This window comes from Clostridium nitrophenolicum (assembly GCF_055391695.1).
In genome coordinates, this window is the sequence record NZ_AP042469.1 from 3,307,429 (window position 1) to 3,321,434 (window position 14,006).

Below are 14,006 nucleotides of genomic sequence, written 5' to 3' on the forward strand. Positions count from 1 at the left end.
ATGCTATTCTAACTGTACAGACCGACGTCGGTTTTAAAAAGGAGTGATAAAATGCCTCGACATAAAGACCCAGAAGTTAGGAAAAATGAAATAATGCAAGTTGCGGAGGAATTGTTTTTAGAGAAAGGATATGAAGATACAACTGTTGATGATATCTTGCAGAGAACAGGTTTATCCAAAGGTGGATTTTACCATCATTTCAAATCTAAAAATGAAGTTTTTATGGGTATTATTGATAAGATAACTGATCAGTCTGTACAGTCTATCGAAGAACTAGCTGAAATGGAAGGTATTAATGCAGAGCAGAAGTTCCAAATATTTTCTAATAAGCAATTCCAATTAAAAATGCCTAAGGCAAAGATTATACAAGGCTTTTATAAAGAGCGTGATGTAAATCCACAGTTTCATAAGCACAATATAATGATGTGGGAAAAGTATGTTCCGGCATTTACAAGAATAGTAGAGCAGGGTATTTCAGAAGGCTATATGAAGGTAGAGTATCCTGAAGAAACTGTTAGATTGCTATTTATGGCTATAGCTTCTTTATATGACTTATATGGTTTAGAAGTAGAAACTAAGGAACAGGAAATTAAAATTAAGAGGCATATTGAGGCGCTGGAATTAATATTCACTAGATCCTTAGGCATATGCAAAGGCAAAATAAATCTAGTTAAGAGCGATATGCTTAATAAGCTTACTAAAATATCAGAATAAATAAAGGAGGAATCTACCATGGAGAAACAACAAGATGTAGGCAAAAGACAGACACATCATTACTATTTCGATAACGGTACAATGGACTTTGCTGCTGGTTGGCTTCTTGGTTACAGTCAAATAGGCGGATTGTCTGTTGGTGAAATATATGATTGCCTTAACAAAATTGAAGACGGAAACCCAGAGTCATGGGCAGATGAATTCACAAATGTGATAAACTATCAGGAAAAGCTGGCATTAGAATGTGCTAAGACTGGGGATAATGAAGGTGCTGGCATTAAATATCTAGCTTGTACACAAGCAGCTAGAGCAGTGCTCCATATGTGTGATCCTACAACAGATCAAGCGATGAATACTGTACAGAAAATGGAGAATACGTTTCAGAAGGCAATGAAAATGTGGGAAACTGGTCTGGAATCATATAATTTTGATTTTAATGGAAAAAGTCTCCCTGCATATATTACAACACCTCTTAAATATGAAAAACCGTTATTTATAGTAATAGGTGGTGGTGACACTTTTAGAGAAGATCTTTACTTTTTCGGTGGATCTGCAGCTTTAAAACGCAGTTATAACGTTCTGCTTGTAGACTTGCCAGGACAGGGAAAAACTCCATATGATGGTATGCACTTTGGTAGAGATACTGTAAATGCACTATCAGCAATACTTGACAAGATTGATGATATGGGCTTTAAAGGTAAAAAGATTTTGTCGGGCTATAGCGGTGGTGGATATTTCACCACAATGCTGGTTGCAGCTGGCAAGAAGCTGGATGCTTGGATTGCAAGTACTCCTGTATTTGATTTCAAATTAACAATTGAAAGGGCTATACCAGCATTAATTGGAAAAGCTAATAATTTAAATCCTATGCTCGAATTAGCATTAAAGAAATATGCTTGGCAATTTGGTCCTGGTGGCCTCACAAACATATTGCAAACTTTTGCAGATATAGGTGTAGCAGATTATTCAAAGATAAATGTACCATCATTATTTCTTGCAGGCCTAAGTGAAGATGAAGAAATGATACGTCAAGCAAGGATTATTTACGATGCTTTAAAAACTAAGCAGCCTGCATCAAAGATTATAGAATTTGATTCAGCAACAGGAGCCGATGCCCACTGTCAGGTTAACAATCTGCTTTGGGCCCAACATCAAATATTCAACTGGCTTAAAAACTCAGGCATATGATTCTAAAGGCCTATTTTAAACACTGTGACAATTCAGCCATCAAATAGTACAAATTAATTATACAAAAATATTAATAGTTTTATATAAATTGGTTTAAATGTGGCTAGATAAGAGCTCCATTTTGCATAATCTTTTTTATTGACGTATTAAGGACTTACTTTATGACTGTAAGTCCTTAATACGTCTATTGCAATAAATATTAACTATATTATTACGCAAAACCCTAAGTCTTGTAATGCTTAAACAAAAAGCATACGTCATTTATGGTACGGTTCACTTCATCCTATTCTAAGTTCATTCACTCCTTAAACGAAAACCTATATATCGTGCTCCCCCCATTATACCCAGTAAAATAGAAAAGCCTCTTCCCATCCTTGCTCCATTTTAAACTATTTCCATACCTAGCGTTGCTGTAAACAGTAGTATCTGCCTCTATTTTATCCTTATTAAAAAGTGCTGCATGCAGCTCAGAAACCCCATTATTATCAGAAATATTATAGGCAATTTTTTTATTATCTTCTGTTATTCCGATGTTATTTATATTTCCTTGCTTTAAGTTCTTGTAACTTTTGCCTTTAACGTTATATATAAAAATCCCATCAGTTCCTTGGATGTTGCCAGTAAATATGAAATTCCCATCATTTAGAGGTATAAGATCATATACAGTTCCTTCTATAATATCTTCTGAAGTCTCTTTGTTTTGTAAGTTGATTTTAAGTATCCTTGCTTTTGTTTCAGTGCTAATAGGTTTAATTCCCTGGTAAATGCAATATACAGTATTTTCATCTTGTGATGATTTCAAAGAATACATTTCTTTAGCCTTAGGTGCACTGGTCTGCGTAATACCCTTTATGGTGGCAGGTGCCAAATTATTTACTTCACCAGTAATTAAATCCTTTATAAATAAATCATTATCATCAACACCAATGTACTTGTTGTTGTTTATAATTAAATTAGCATAAGACCCATTAGTAATAACTTCAGTATTTTGTTTTGTATTAACATCATATAAGTATGTCTTCCGATTATTTATTTCTTTTATGAAGTCGGAATATATGATTTTCTTTCCGTCTTCTGATATAGCTAAATGATTAAAATCGCCGCTATCTTTTTTATAAATTTCAGTGAGTTTGTTATTATCAATATCCAGCATAGATATCTTTTCATTGTTATTCTTATCTAAGGTTTTGAATATAATAGTATCGTTATCTAATACATTAATATCAAAAAATATATAATTTGTATCTAGCTTTGATACATTTTCTACACGAAGCTCCTCTGCTTTGCCATTTGGTAAATTACTATTAAATAGGCTTTTTTCTAATACAATAGTTCTATTCTTTCTGCTATTCAAGGTATAAATATAGCTCACAAAATAGAAAGATACTATAAAAATCACTAAAATCAAAATAACGTAAATACTATTCTTATTAAATTTACTTTTCATGACTCTCACCTTTAAATTTAACAATAACTTCTGTACCTTCATTGATAGTACTTTTTATCTCTATACATCCGTTATGTTTTTTAACTATATTTTTTACTATAGAAAGTCCTAGCCCAGCACTTCCCTTCTCTCTTATTTCCTTCTGAGAAATTCTATAAAAGGGTTCAAACAAGTTGTTTAAATGTTCTTTTTCTATTCCAATTCCCTTATCCTTAACCTTTAAGTAAGTATATTTCCATTCACTGTATGCCTCTACCTCTACAGTGGAGTTAACATTTCCGTATTTTATAGAGTTGTCAATCAAGTTAACTAGCACTTCTCTTAATTTATCATTATCACCTTTTATAAAGATATTTTCTTGAACCTTAGGCTGTACTTTTATATTGTACTTTCTTCCCTTTATGTTCATCTCCTCACAAGTGTTTAAAATAAGTTTTGATAGGTCTATTTTTTCCATGTTATAGCTTATATCTTTTGAAGCAGCTGTCGATAAATCCAGTATTTCAACTACCATATTATTTAGCCTTTTGCTTTCATTAATAATATAAGAAGTTCCCTTATCAAAAAATTCTTTATCGTTAAAACCATTTTCTTTTATTATTTGAGCATAACCTAATATTGTAGTTAAAGGTGTTTTGAGTTCGTGGGTTGCATTATCAAAAAAAGTTTTATTCTGCTTTTGTGCCTCTTTTAGATTATCTCTATCTCTATTTATTATTGCTATCTGTTCCTTAATTCTATCTACCATTATTTTAAACCTATTTGCAAGTTCACCAATTTCATCTTTAGAATTTATATTTATATTTAAATCAAAATCTCCTTTAGATACCTGTTCTGAGCCTTTAGTGAGCTCGATTATAGGCTTTGCTATTTGCCGAGAGATAATTATTGATCCAATAAACACAATGATGAATATCACCGCTGCAAAAATATTAATGACATACTTAAATCTATTGCTGTACACATAGAGTTCCGAATAATCCTTATTATATCTTATAATTCCAATTGCATTATTATTTATTTCTACAGGGTAAGAAAGACTAACTATTACTTTTCCCCCTATATAATTTATGGTATAAGCTATCTGACCTTTAATTGCTTTTGAAAGATCATCACTTTTTATACTTTCTGGACTTAAAAAGTTTGAAATCTTTTCTCCATGAGAATTATAAATCTCTACAGTATTCCCAATTTGAAAGCTCAATTCTCTTGAAATTGCATCTGCATCTTCTAAAAGATTAGCTTCATTAAACTCCTTATTATTAATTAAGAAGTGCTGTTTTAAATATAGATCTAAATTTTTCTTCACTCTTATCATGTCATTTTCTATTATATGTGCAGTATTTTGTTCCGTTATTTTATAAGAGACAATAAGAAGTGAAGATAGTCCTACAAAAATTATTATAGAAAACCAAATTAATATTTTATTTTGTATTGAATATTTCATAACTCCACCTTCTTATATAAGCTTATAGCCGATGCGAAAAACTGTTTCTATAAAAGATGTACTTTTATTCTCATCTAGCTTTTTTCTTAACCTTTGAACGTGAATATCTACTGTTCTAGTATCTCCTACAAATTCAAAGCCCCATACCTTATCTAACAGCTCTGACCTTGAAAAAACCCTTCCTTTATTTTCTGCTAAAAATAATAATAAATCATATTCTTTATTTGTAAGTTCAACTTTTGAGTTGTTTTTTAATACTTCTCTTTTTTCTTTATATATCTCAATATAATTAGAAACTTTAATTGCCTCAAATTTCTCTGTTTCTATTGCTTCAGAGGTTAATCCTATTCTTCTAAAAATAGCTTTTATTCTAACAATTACTTCTCTCATATCAAAAGGTTTTGTAATATAATCATCTGCTCCTAGTTCTATCCCGAGGATTTTATCAATTGTATCTGACTTTGCAGTGATCATTACAATAGGTATGGTATATTCCTTTGAAACCTTTTTACATATTTCAAAGCCGCTTATGTCTGGCAGCATTAAATCCAGTATCAGCATATTAGGTTTAAAATCCTGTACTAGTTCTAAACCTTTCTCTCCATTTGAAGCAACTCTGATTATAAACCCCTCTCTTTTCAGTGAATAGGATAATAAATCTGATATATACTCTTCATCTTCAATAATAAGAATTTTTCTCTGTTCCATAGCTCGCCTCCCAATTTATAATAACTTATTTTCTGCAATTAAATAATAAAAATCTATAGATTTTACAACTTAGATACAACTGCCGTAATCTATGAAACATTTGGATTTTATAATAAATGTATAAGGTTATTCTTAGTGTTATAAATGTAGGCGGTGATTATGATTAAAGTTTTAAACTAAGATACCTTAAAATTATATAGTTTGATTAATAATAAAAGGAGATTGATTTTTATGAAAAAAACATTCATTACAGCTGCTATTGCAGTATCACTTTTAACTACTTCCATAGGTGTTTATGCTGCACCAAACACTACCTCAAAACCAAATACTAAACCTCAAGTAGAAAGTAAGGCTACTGAATTATCTGAGATAGCAAAGGACCCAACAAATAGTCAAGGACGCATTGAGCATACTAAAGTAGCTACATTAAGAGCTGACGGCAGCGAAGGTGTAATTTTTGAAAGCTGGACTGACCCTAAGACCTTTGATTCAAGAATGGATAACATAATAAAAAGAGATGGAAAAGTAGAAGCTTATAACAGTACCTATACAAAGGACAGTGGTAGAACAATAGTTATGCTTCAAAGAGATGAAAATGGTAAAGTAACAAATGGTGAATTTGAAGCTGTTAACCAAAAGGGAGCTGAATATAATAATTCCTTATTCAATAAGTACAATTCTTTTACAGCTTTGAGAGCAAAATATGCATCCTCAGAATGGACTGCCGATGGAACTATTAAGTCTGAAGATGGAAAAACACTTAACAAAGTTTATAAAACTTATAAATCTATACCAACTAAAAATGCTGGCAAATTATCTAAAGCAGAGCTTTTGGCTCAACCTAAAGTGACTATAAAAGAAGTTGCTTATATTGATGCTACTACAGGACTTCCAATTAGAGTAGAAAAATATGAAGAAGCTAATGGAACTATGAGCTTAATAAATACTGATGTATATGAATTTAAATATGTAATTTCTCCTGAAAATCTATTTGACACAAATGGAGTAAATTTAAAACAACTTCCTGACTTTAATTACGACGAAAATGCAAAAGGTTAGTAATATTAAAAGTAGCTAACTATTTGAGTGTATAAATAAGTCTGTGTAAACCTTCTGATGGGTATACTTAAAAATAGATATCCAAAGCAGGTACACAGACTTTATACTTTTATACTCTTAAATCCAACCACTTGTATTTCTAATTCCTTCGTTATACAAATTAAGTTCCCGCTTGTCAAATTTATATCTAATAATTTTTTGTCATCTGCTTGATAGGATAATTTAGATATAACTCACATCCATCTCTATCGTACTTTTTGAAGAAAGCACAAGATTCTTCCGCTTTTCTATTATCTAGCTCAAAGGATTTAACCTCTTTCGTTGCATCATTATTGACTTCCGAAATCATACCATTCCCTTGCAATTTAGCAATCTTATCTGGTATCTTTTATTACTTTCCTTGATATAGTTATTTCCCATGTATAAATTAAATGAGCCTTAACTATGAGAATTCATATGTATAAAATCTACTATAAAATAAATAATAGCACTGTGACTATTCAATGATAAGGAGAGTAGTATGAATTTATTAACGAAGGGAAGTAAGATTATTATGGGAATTTTAAGTGGAAATCCTCAAGATGAGCCTCTACATTATGGAGAAGTATTTGGACTATGGACCGCTTTATCAGTTGCAAAAGGTGCATTAGACGGTTATCAAGTTTTTATTAATCATACTGGTGACAAAGAATTAAAAGCATTTTTAAAACAAGTAATTGAATCATCAATCAAACCATCAATAAAAGATATAGAAGAAGTATTACTACACAACGATATAACAGTTCCGCCAACACCAGCAGAAAGACCTGAAGCAGACCTTGAACAAATTCCAGTTGGAGCTAGATTGCAAGATGCACAAATAGCTTATATGGTATCTGCTGATATAGCAGCAGGTGTTGTAGCAAGTAGTCAAGGAATGAGTCAATCAATTCGTGAAGATGTTGGATTATTATTTGGCCAAATGGGTGCAAAAAAGGCAAAAGATGGTGCAGCATTATTACAAATCATGAAAGATAAAGGTTGGCTAGTTCCACCACCACTTCATCATGAAACAAAACAACAATAGTTAATAACAAGTTGGTAAAAGGGTAGAAAAACAAATATAAATATCTGCTTTCTAATTTTTTTATATTATTTAACTAACGTAAGGTGTTAGTTGTACAAGGAAAGAAGGCGAATCCTAAAAATAATGGATTCGCCTAGAAATTAACCTTATCCTCTTGTTTGTACATTTAAATGGTGGCGTCGAATCTCAATGAACCACTCCTCCGTTACTTATGGTACGGTTCACCATATCATATTCTAAAGCCATCAGGAAATTTTAACAAAAAAGTGGGTACAAGAATCATTTGATTCTTATACCCACCTTTTTTAAGCTGCATTAGATTTATTTAACTGCTAATTCAGTGATGTTTTTGTCATCAATTTGAGCTGAATCCTTAACTTTCAGCTCTCCCCCAGTGGTTGCAAATATGTTCTTAGCCAATATTACATCCATGGCAGCCTTTACTTCTGCTTCAGTGATATCTTCCTTTACATTATTAACCCTTATAGCAGTCTTTTTACCGGACTCGTTTAAAAAGTTCATAACTAATGTTTTACTCATTTAACTTCCCTCCCTTAGGCATTCATTATTCCACTTTGATCTTCTCTTATAACTTCATCTAAAGTTTTTCCAAGAAGCTTTCCAACCTCTACGGACACATCGTATATGTCCTGCTCTGTTGCTGTGGTTTTCACCTTTGAAAACCTCTGTGATTTTATTATTTCTTTTCCCTTGGCATCTACACCATCCTTATATTTAATTACTAGTGTAGTCTGCAGTTTTGTTGCTGTTGCAGCCATATTTATCAACTCCTTTCACTTAATATATATACGGCTTGAGGAAATGTAGGTAGTTGCAAGCTTAAATTATTTAATATATTTTTTAACTAGTTTACTTTGTATTTAGTTTACATAATTTTATAATTGTCAACATACTATCCGTTGCTCCCCGTAATAAGGGCTTTCTCACTAGCTTCAGACTTCACTGAACCGACTGACATGATATCTGCATCAAAAGTTAAATAAAGTTATCACAGAAAGATTTCCCTGCGATAACTTTATTTAAAATTGCTATGTATATATTATATCCTTATATTGATTATGTACGTAAAATCACATCTTAATAACATTCGGATCATTTGCCTGTGCTTTTATAGTACCAATGGGAAGTTGCACTAAATTTTCTTAATCCCATTACCTTTTCAAAAGTCATATCAACAATTAATGGAATCCTATTTCTTCTATTTGCCCTTCCTAAAAGTACTCTAATGAATTCACTTACATAAATTATTTTTCCAGCAAATCTTGTAGCTCCAAAATATAGTAGTATATAAAATGCAAAATACATATAAAATATAGACTTGTAGTAAATATTGTTCATCACTAATCTCCTTGCATTATATATACAACTTTTAGTTCGTCTCTTCATACTAATACCCAACTATCGTAGATTTACGATTGATAGATAAAATAAGAATAAAGTGTCTTAACTGTAAATACTAACTGTGAACAGTTTTCATGTTTATTTTTTGACAGCAAAACAATAATTCACATTATCAAAAGCTGTCATTTGATGGTTTGGGTTTGCCTTATTATATTTTTTGAAGTACTGCTCTGTTATTTCATTCGGTGTCAAATGTTCATAAATCGTGAAATTACTTTCGGCCAACAGTTTCTTCAATTCCATATAAGAATAGCTTGCAAGCATTTTTTCATTTGCCGCAGCAGCCATTGCTGCTTGTTTTTTAGCACGTTCTCCTGCTTTGTCTGTATAGGTATTCTCATCATTATAATCAAACACAATATTACTGCCTTTTGGTATAAAACCTGAAATTGTATTGACTGTTTCTGCAAATACCTGTTTGGACAAATAGTAGCTTATTCCAAGCAAACTACAAAAGCTAATTTTGCTTTTGTCAAATTCTATACAGGCAAGCAAATTGCTTTGCCAGTTATTTTCTCTAAAATCCGCAGACACATAATGGAGATTTGCTGGCTTTTCTGCTGCTACTGATTTAATACGTTTTTGCTTGTCTGCACCAGTAACAGGGTGGTCAATTTCAAAAATTTTAATTTTTGATGCCCAGTCAGGCTGACGATATGCAAATGTGTCATATCCAGCAGCAAAAATCAAATACTGTTTTGCACCATTTTGTACAGCATTTTTGAGTAAACCTTCCGCGAATGCTCCTCTACCCAGTGGAGTTGGAGATAACTGATTATCAACAATCCAACGCAAAACTTCATCCTGTGTCCCCTCAAATGGTGGATTAAAAAATTTGATACCTCTTGACATATTACTTGCAATTTGTTCGTATTCATTCTGCGTTAGAATATCCTTTGCTAAGTAATCATCAAATACTTTCTCTTTGTTTTGCACTGAATGATATGCTCTTGAAAATGCACTTACGAGTGCTGTCATGCTTTTTTGCTCCATAAAATTATCACCTCTAATAATATATACAACACTCATAGCAACGCTACAACACTTGACTTTTTTACCATTTTGTGTTATAATAATCACATAAAGAATGAAAAGTTTACAAAACCGTCACATTTATCGTGGCGGCTTTTTTAATTGAATAAGACAATAAAGTATATTCAAGATAAAAAATATTACCAATAATCCGTGCAGCATAGTATCTTACTAATGTAAATATTACTAATTTATCTTTTTATATTCTTGTTTTATTCTCTCTTCACTAAGTTCAGCATATATTTAGTAATTAACTTTCGGAATAAGCCAATACAGTTTTGTTGCTGTATTGGCTCATTTTCTTTTATTAGCTGTCTTTAAGGTTTAGCTTTGTATAACCGGATGGTAAAATTGAAGTATAAAAAATACTAGATTAGGAGGACTATAGAATTGCATATAAAATGCTCTTCTCCATCCCGGCTTAAAGTATCTTCTTTGCTGTGAGAAAAAATGAATTTATCTCAAAATGCTTTTGAGCAGATGCTAACCAACGGATCAATTCGGAGCACTAGCGGACTTGATTTAAAAAAATGCAGATTGCAAACAGATGCTATATTGATTATTGATAAATGGACAATTGAAAGTCAATCCGCTTCTGCATAAACATTATAAAAATTGATGTTTAGCACAATATCAATATAATTAGTAATATTTATAAAGAATAAATAAAACAGGACTTACTTTTGTAAAGTAAGTCCTTGATTCGTTTTTTAAGAAAAATTGAAGATTCACTGTTAATGAATCTTATAAGAAAATTATGTATTAGCATTACTAAATATTTAGTAATGCATTTGAAATTTCCTCAAATCTTTCATCAGTTATACCAAGTTTTTTCTTAAATCTTTCATCTTCCATTCTTGCAATAATTATCTTGTCAGGAGATATTTCCTTAATAATATTTTTTATCTTCTGAATTGATTCTTCATCATCGTTATAGCCCTTAATGATAGTAATTTCAAATATAAATTTTCCTTTGTATTGTTTATTGAAGGAAACCATGTTTGAAATATATTCTGCTAACGTATACCCTTCAATCGGCCTTTGGACTTTTTGAAAATCTTCTTCTGTTATTACTTTTATCTCTCCAACAACCTCATCACATTTATTAACAATTTTTATATATTCATCTCTACCTAGTAAATATCCATTAGAAAGCAGTCTTACAGGTAAACCTTTGCCTTTGATAAAGTCAACAATATCACCTATTTTATCATTTACTAAGGCTTCTCCTTTTGAGTTAATAAAAATTAATTCTGCTCTTGTATTTTCTATCATGCTCTCTAGTTCAATCAATGAACTATCTATTTTATCAAATGACTTTTGGGTATCTACCTTATTTTGCGACCTTCCAATAGGACAAAATATGCAATCAAAATTACAATGCTTTTCTGGAAGTATGTTAACTTCCAGTACCCTTCTTCCATCTTCAATATAAATATCTTTATAACTGAAACCACCCATCACCTTTTTCTCCTTTCTTGCGACCACGGGGCAACTTAAACTCACTCGTTCCACTCGTAAGTTGCCCGTTAAAGTCCATTTAGGACTTTAACCTCCTTTTACTTTATTGATACTTCTTTATTGTTAATATCAAGAATTGAAATCTCACATGTTCCACCTAAATTATCCTGTACTGTTTTTGCTAAATCTTTTAACGCATTCTCAAACTCTTTTAATCTTGTTTCATCAATTAATTCAATGCACAAAAAAGCATTCTTTGTATTTTCAGTGAGCATTGTTCTTACTGATTCGCGCCAATTAAAGCACCTGCAAATTGCTCCTTCATTATCTTTATATACTATTTCACCTTCATATGGTGGTGCATTTTCATCCGTTCCTAATGTAACAAAATTTTCATTTCCAACTGCCTTAGTCAATCTTATATCCTGAGCAAATGTATCGATATCCTCACCACCGCAGGGCAATCCATATCTTAATGAAATAGAGTTGTAAATATCAACTAGAGGATTAATAGTTCCTAAATGGTTTCCATTATGCACTCGCTTTAGTAATGCCTCAATCGATGACCTTGCACCTTTCTTTGTTTTAAATTTTTGAAACGCCTCTCTCCATACTTTTATAACTTCGTTACTACTAAATTCTGCATTATTCAAATATTTCAATGCTTCCTTTTCTGAATTATAAATCATATCCTTATATTTGTCTTTATCTTTTATAGAGTTATCTATGCCATGACAAGCAACAATACCAATCCTTGCATTGGGAAATAGGTTCCAAAAATCGTCTTCAATAACAAATTTTTTCATTAAGATATACCTCCTCAACAATAAAAAATAAAAAAAGCCATAGAGATATTATTAAATATCTCCCAGGCTTTTATCCTTCCGTGTACACAGTCAACTGTGTGTTTTCTCTCGGACCAGCCAGTTACAAACTGCGGAACCCTAGAAAACTTAAATATATAATTCAATTATGATTTACAAGTTCAAAATCATGAACTGATTTTAGCATAATATTAAGATTAAGTCAACTATATGCCTTCCTTCGCAAAATATTACTATTGCGTTCTAAGGACGCTCATTAACTTATTTAAATTCTAGCATAGTTGAATAACTATAGTCATGAAAAGGTGTCATCATTTCCTACATAGTTGACATTAATAATTATTCTTTTTTACATTTTATAATTATAAATTTTAATGGAGGTTTATTTTCCTTATTCTTACTCGGTTCATCAATTTCCGAAAGTTCTGCTAAACCATACTTTCCAAATTCTTGTTTTACTGAATCAGAATCATAAAAGAACATTTTTACTCCTTCCATTATCTCGAATCGATCTTTACTCAGTTGTTTTCCCCTTCCAAACATTGGGACTTTTTTCGAAACAGCCGTAAAAATCATATATCCGTTTGGTTTTAGCTGACTATAGCAATCTTTAATTAATTTTTCCCTTTCGCGTCTATTCAATAAATGAATAAGTGCAAAGCAAAATATACCGTCATAAAGTTTGTTATCAAAAGGCATGTCAGTTACTGAACCATGATATATTGGAATATCAAGCCCGTTTTGTCTTGCCAAATCAATGGCTGTTCTTGATATCTCAATACCTGTTACATTAATTCCGTTATCTAAAAAAATCTTTGCATTTCTACCGTACCCAATACCTGGGATTAATATATCCTTAACTTTCTTCTCAAGGAAAAAGTCATTTGCCAAGATTGCGGAGTCTGCAGGTTCAAGTCCCCACATCATTTGTTTTTCTATAAAGCTTGATTCCCAAAATTCTGTCATATATATCTCTCCTTTGCTCTTTTAAATATATATATTACAGATATTTAATATCTGTAATTAAAACATAAAAAACCATATAATATGATTGAGTAGGTAAAAAGATTATTCTTTACCTATTTCATTAGTTGTTGTATTTTGGACTACTTCATAGAGCTTTTTATTCTGCAGATACGTCTCCATCACAGTTTCTGCTTCTTCCATTACTTTGAGAATACGACACTTATCTTCCTCCTCATGGAGTTCACAATTAAATAATGCTCCAGTTCCTTCAATTGCCTTGATCACATCCATAAATGAAATGTCCTCTTTCTTTTTACGCAAAACATAACCACCATTCACACCTGGAGTTGACTGAATTAAGCCCGCCTTTACCAGCTGCGTTAAAATCTTTGAAAGATAGGTAGCAGATATTTTGAAGTGACTTGCTAGCATTTGTAAACCTAAATTATCAGTCTTATCATGTGCAATCATATACGCAACGGTGTGTAGTGCATAGTTTGTCGCTTTCGAATATTTCAAAGTACCCTCTCCTTTAAAAGATATTACAGAGTCTATTTGTCTATAATTCTACAGATAACGATTATTTTTGTCAATACTTTAAAAAGAATATGAAGTTTTTTAAATTCACCAATTTTTTTTAAAATCATATTATATAATCAATATTAATTGTTT

Annotated in this window: 17 protein-coding genes and 1 riboswitch; of the genes, 5 read left to right on the plus strand and 12 right to left on the minus strand. The window is 31.4% G+C overall.

The window, feature by feature from the left end:
* The first annotated feature begins 51 nt into the window (after positions 1-51).
* Positions 52-714: a TetR/AcrR family transcriptional regulator gene (locus ACZ5N4_RS15800; protein ID WP_464203461.1), complete on the plus strand. Its 663-nt coding sequence runs from the start codon at positions 52-54 to the stop codon at positions 712-714.
* 18 nt (positions 715-732) lie between these two features.
* Entirely contained in the window at positions 733-1,902 is a 1,170-nt protein-coding gene (locus ACZ5N4_RS15805; RefSeq protein ID WP_464203462.1) for an alpha/beta hydrolase family protein, read from the plus strand.
* Positions 1,903-2,200: 298 nt separating this feature from the next.
* Here ACZ5N4_RS15805 and ACZ5N4_RS15810 read toward each other — a convergent pair whose 3' ends face one another.
* The 3 genes from ACZ5N4_RS15810 to ACZ5N4_RS15820 are packed head-to-tail and all read right to left on the minus strand — an operon-like array spanning position 2,201 to position 5,504.
* On the minus strand, positions 2,201-3,349 hold the full coding sequence (locus ACZ5N4_RS15810) for a TolB family protein (protein WP_464203463.1): 1,149 nt from the start codon (positions 3,347-3,349) through the stop codon (positions 2,201-2,203).
* Entirely contained in the window at positions 3,339-4,796 is a 1,458-nt protein-coding gene (locus ACZ5N4_RS15815) for a sensor histidine kinase (protein WP_464203464.1), read from the minus strand. The genes ACZ5N4_RS15810 and ACZ5N4_RS15815 overlap by 11 nt, the downstream gene beginning before the upstream one ends.
* Before the next feature lie 12 nt (positions 4,797-4,808).
* A complete protein-coding gene (locus ACZ5N4_RS15820) occupies positions 4,809-5,504 on the minus strand; it encodes a response regulator transcription factor (protein ID WP_464203465.1) in 696 nt (231 codons plus the stop codon).
* Positions 5,505-5,735: 231 nt separating this feature from the next.
* On the opposite strand from ACZ5N4_RS15820, the gene ACZ5N4_RS15825 reads away from it, so the two are divergent.
* Positions 5,736-6,563, plus strand: a complete 828-nt coding sequence (locus ACZ5N4_RS15825; RefSeq protein WP_464203466.1) for a hypothetical protein — start codon at positions 5,736-5,738, stop codon at positions 6,561-6,563.
* Positions 6,564-6,750: 187 nt separating this feature from the next.
* Here the strand turns inward: ACZ5N4_RS15825 and ACZ5N4_RS15830 are convergent, their stop codons facing one another.
* Complete coding sequence (locus tag ACZ5N4_RS15830; protein ID WP_464203467.1) at positions 6,751-6,927, minus strand: hypothetical protein; 177 nt, start codon at positions 6,925-6,927, stop codon at positions 6,751-6,753.
* A gap of 156 nt (positions 6,928-7,083) precedes the next feature.
* Between ACZ5N4_RS15830 and ACZ5N4_RS15835 the strand changes: the two genes are divergently transcribed.
* Positions 7,084-7,629 (plus strand): DUF3231 family protein, encoded by a 546-nt coding sequence (locus ACZ5N4_RS15835; RefSeq protein WP_464203468.1) that lies wholly within the window; start codon positions 7,084-7,086, stop codon positions 7,627-7,629.
* Positions 7,630-7,950: 321 nt separating this feature from the next.
* Here the strand turns inward: ACZ5N4_RS15835 and ACZ5N4_RS15840 are convergent, their stop codons facing one another.
* The 4 genes from ACZ5N4_RS15840 to ACZ5N4_RS15855 all read right to left on the minus strand — a co-directional run bounded on the left by ACZ5N4_RS15840 (position 7,951) and on the right by ACZ5N4_RS15855 (position 10,044).
* A complete protein-coding gene (locus ACZ5N4_RS15840; RefSeq protein ID WP_464203469.1) occupies positions 7,951-8,169 on the minus strand; it encodes a DUF2922 domain-containing protein in 219 nt (72 codons plus the stop codon).
* A gap of 14 nt (positions 8,170-8,183) precedes the next feature.
* Positions 8,184-8,408 carry a DUF1659 domain-containing protein gene (locus ACZ5N4_RS15845; protein WP_178910605.1) on the minus strand — a complete coding sequence of 75 codons (225 nt, stop codon included), beginning with the start codon at positions 8,406-8,408 and terminating at the stop codon, positions 8,184-8,186.
* A gap of 334 nt (positions 8,409-8,742) precedes the next feature.
* Positions 8,743-8,988 carry a hypothetical protein gene (locus ACZ5N4_RS15850; RefSeq protein ID WP_464203470.1) on the minus strand — a complete coding sequence of 82 codons (246 nt, stop codon included), beginning with the start codon at positions 8,986-8,988 and terminating at the stop codon, positions 8,743-8,745.
* A gap of 141 nt (positions 8,989-9,129) precedes the next feature.
* The gene (locus ACZ5N4_RS15855) at positions 9,130-10,044 is read right to left on the minus strand and encodes a class I SAM-dependent methyltransferase (protein WP_464203471.1); all 915 of its coding nucleotides are present in this window, start codon (positions 10,042-10,044) and stop codon (positions 9,130-9,132) included.
* A gap of 489 nt (positions 10,045-10,533) precedes the next feature.
* On the opposite strand from ACZ5N4_RS15855, the gene ACZ5N4_RS15860 reads away from it, so the two are divergent.
* Positions 10,534-10,686, plus strand: coding sequence for a hypothetical protein (locus tag ACZ5N4_RS15860; protein ID WP_464203472.1), 153 nt, complete (start codon positions 10,534-10,536; stop codon positions 10,684-10,686).
* A gap of 168 nt (positions 10,687-10,854) precedes the next feature.
* Here ACZ5N4_RS15860 and ACZ5N4_RS15865 read toward each other — a convergent pair whose 3' ends face one another.
* The 4 genes from ACZ5N4_RS15865 to ACZ5N4_RS15880 form a co-directional block, all read right to left on the minus strand.
* Positions 10,855-11,544, minus strand: coding sequence for a radical SAM protein (locus ACZ5N4_RS15865; protein WP_464203473.1), 690 nt, complete (start codon positions 11,542-11,544; stop codon positions 10,855-10,857).
* A 98-nt stretch (positions 11,545-11,642) separates the two neighbouring features.
* Positions 11,643-12,350 (minus strand): B3/B4 domain-containing protein, encoded by a 708-nt coding sequence (locus tag ACZ5N4_RS15870; RefSeq protein ID WP_464203474.1) that lies wholly within the window; start codon positions 12,348-12,350, stop codon positions 11,643-11,645.
* Between the two features lie 57 nt (positions 12,351-12,407).
* A riboswitch (guanidine-I (ykkC/yxkD leader) is annotated at positions 12,408-12,503 on the minus strand.
* A 204-nt stretch (positions 12,504-12,707) separates the two neighbouring features.
* Entirely contained in the window at positions 12,708-13,334 is a 627-nt protein-coding gene (locus ACZ5N4_RS15875) for a class I SAM-dependent methyltransferase (protein ID WP_464203475.1), read from the minus strand.
* A 102-nt stretch (positions 13,335-13,436) separates the two neighbouring features.
* A complete protein-coding gene (locus ACZ5N4_RS15880; protein ID WP_464203477.1) occupies positions 13,437-13,853 on the minus strand; it encodes an RrF2 family transcriptional regulator in 417 nt (138 codons plus the stop codon).
* Positions 13,854-14,006 lie beyond the last annotated feature (153 nt).

Bases quoted from the DNA above. Each gene is read 5' to 3' on its own strand.
- ACZ5N4_RS15800 (WP_464203461.1), top strand. From the start codon at position 52: ATGCCTCGACATAAAGACCCAGAAGTTAGGAAAAATGAAATAATGCAA.
- ACZ5N4_RS15805 (WP_464203462.1), top strand. From the start codon at position 733: ATGGAGAAACAACAAGATGTAGGCAAAAGACAGACACATCATTACTAT.
- ACZ5N4_RS15810 (WP_464203463.1), bottom strand. From the start codon at position 3,349: ATGAAAAGTAAATTTAATAAGAATAGTATTTACGTTATTTTGATTTTA.
- ACZ5N4_RS15815 (WP_464203464.1), bottom strand. From the start codon at position 4,796: ATGAAATATTCAATACAAAATAAAATATTAATTTGGTTTTCTATAATA.
- ACZ5N4_RS15820 (WP_464203465.1), bottom strand. From the start codon at position 5,504: ATGGAACAGAGAAAAATTCTTATTATTGAAGATGAAGAGTATATATCA.
- ACZ5N4_RS15825 (WP_464203466.1), top strand. From the start codon at position 5,736: ATGAAAAAAACATTCATTACAGCTGCTATTGCAGTATCACTTTTAACT.
- ACZ5N4_RS15835 (WP_464203468.1), top strand. From the start codon at position 7,084: ATGAATTTATTAACGAAGGGAAGTAAGATTATTATGGGAATTTTAAGT.
- ACZ5N4_RS15840 (WP_464203469.1), bottom strand. From the start codon at position 8,169: ATGAGTAAAACATTAGTTATGAACTTTTTAAACGAGTCCGGTAAAAAG.
- ACZ5N4_RS15845 (WP_178910605.1), bottom strand. From the start codon at position 8,408: ATGGCTGCAACAGCAACAAAACTGCAGACTACACTAGTAATTAAATAT.
- ACZ5N4_RS15850 (WP_464203470.1), bottom strand. From the start codon at position 8,988: ATGAACAATATTTACTACAAGTCTATATTTTATATGTATTTTGCATTT.
- ACZ5N4_RS15855 (WP_464203471.1), bottom strand. From the start codon at position 10,044: ATGGAGCAAAAAAGCATGACAGCACTCGTAAGTGCATTTTCAAGAGCA.
- ACZ5N4_RS15860 (WP_464203472.1), top strand. From the start codon at position 10,534: ATGAATTTATCTCAAAATGCTTTTGAGCAGATGCTAACCAACGGATCA.
- ACZ5N4_RS15865 (WP_464203473.1), bottom strand. From the start codon at position 11,544: ATGGGTGGTTTCAGTTATAAAGATATTTATATTGAAGATGGAAGAAGG.
- ACZ5N4_RS15870 (WP_464203474.1), bottom strand. From the start codon at position 12,350: ATGAAAAAATTTGTTATTGAAGACGATTTTTGGAACCTATTTCCCAAT.
- ACZ5N4_RS15875 (WP_464203475.1), bottom strand. From the start codon at position 13,334: ATGACAGAATTTTGGGAATCAAGCTTTATAGAAAAACAAATGATGTGG.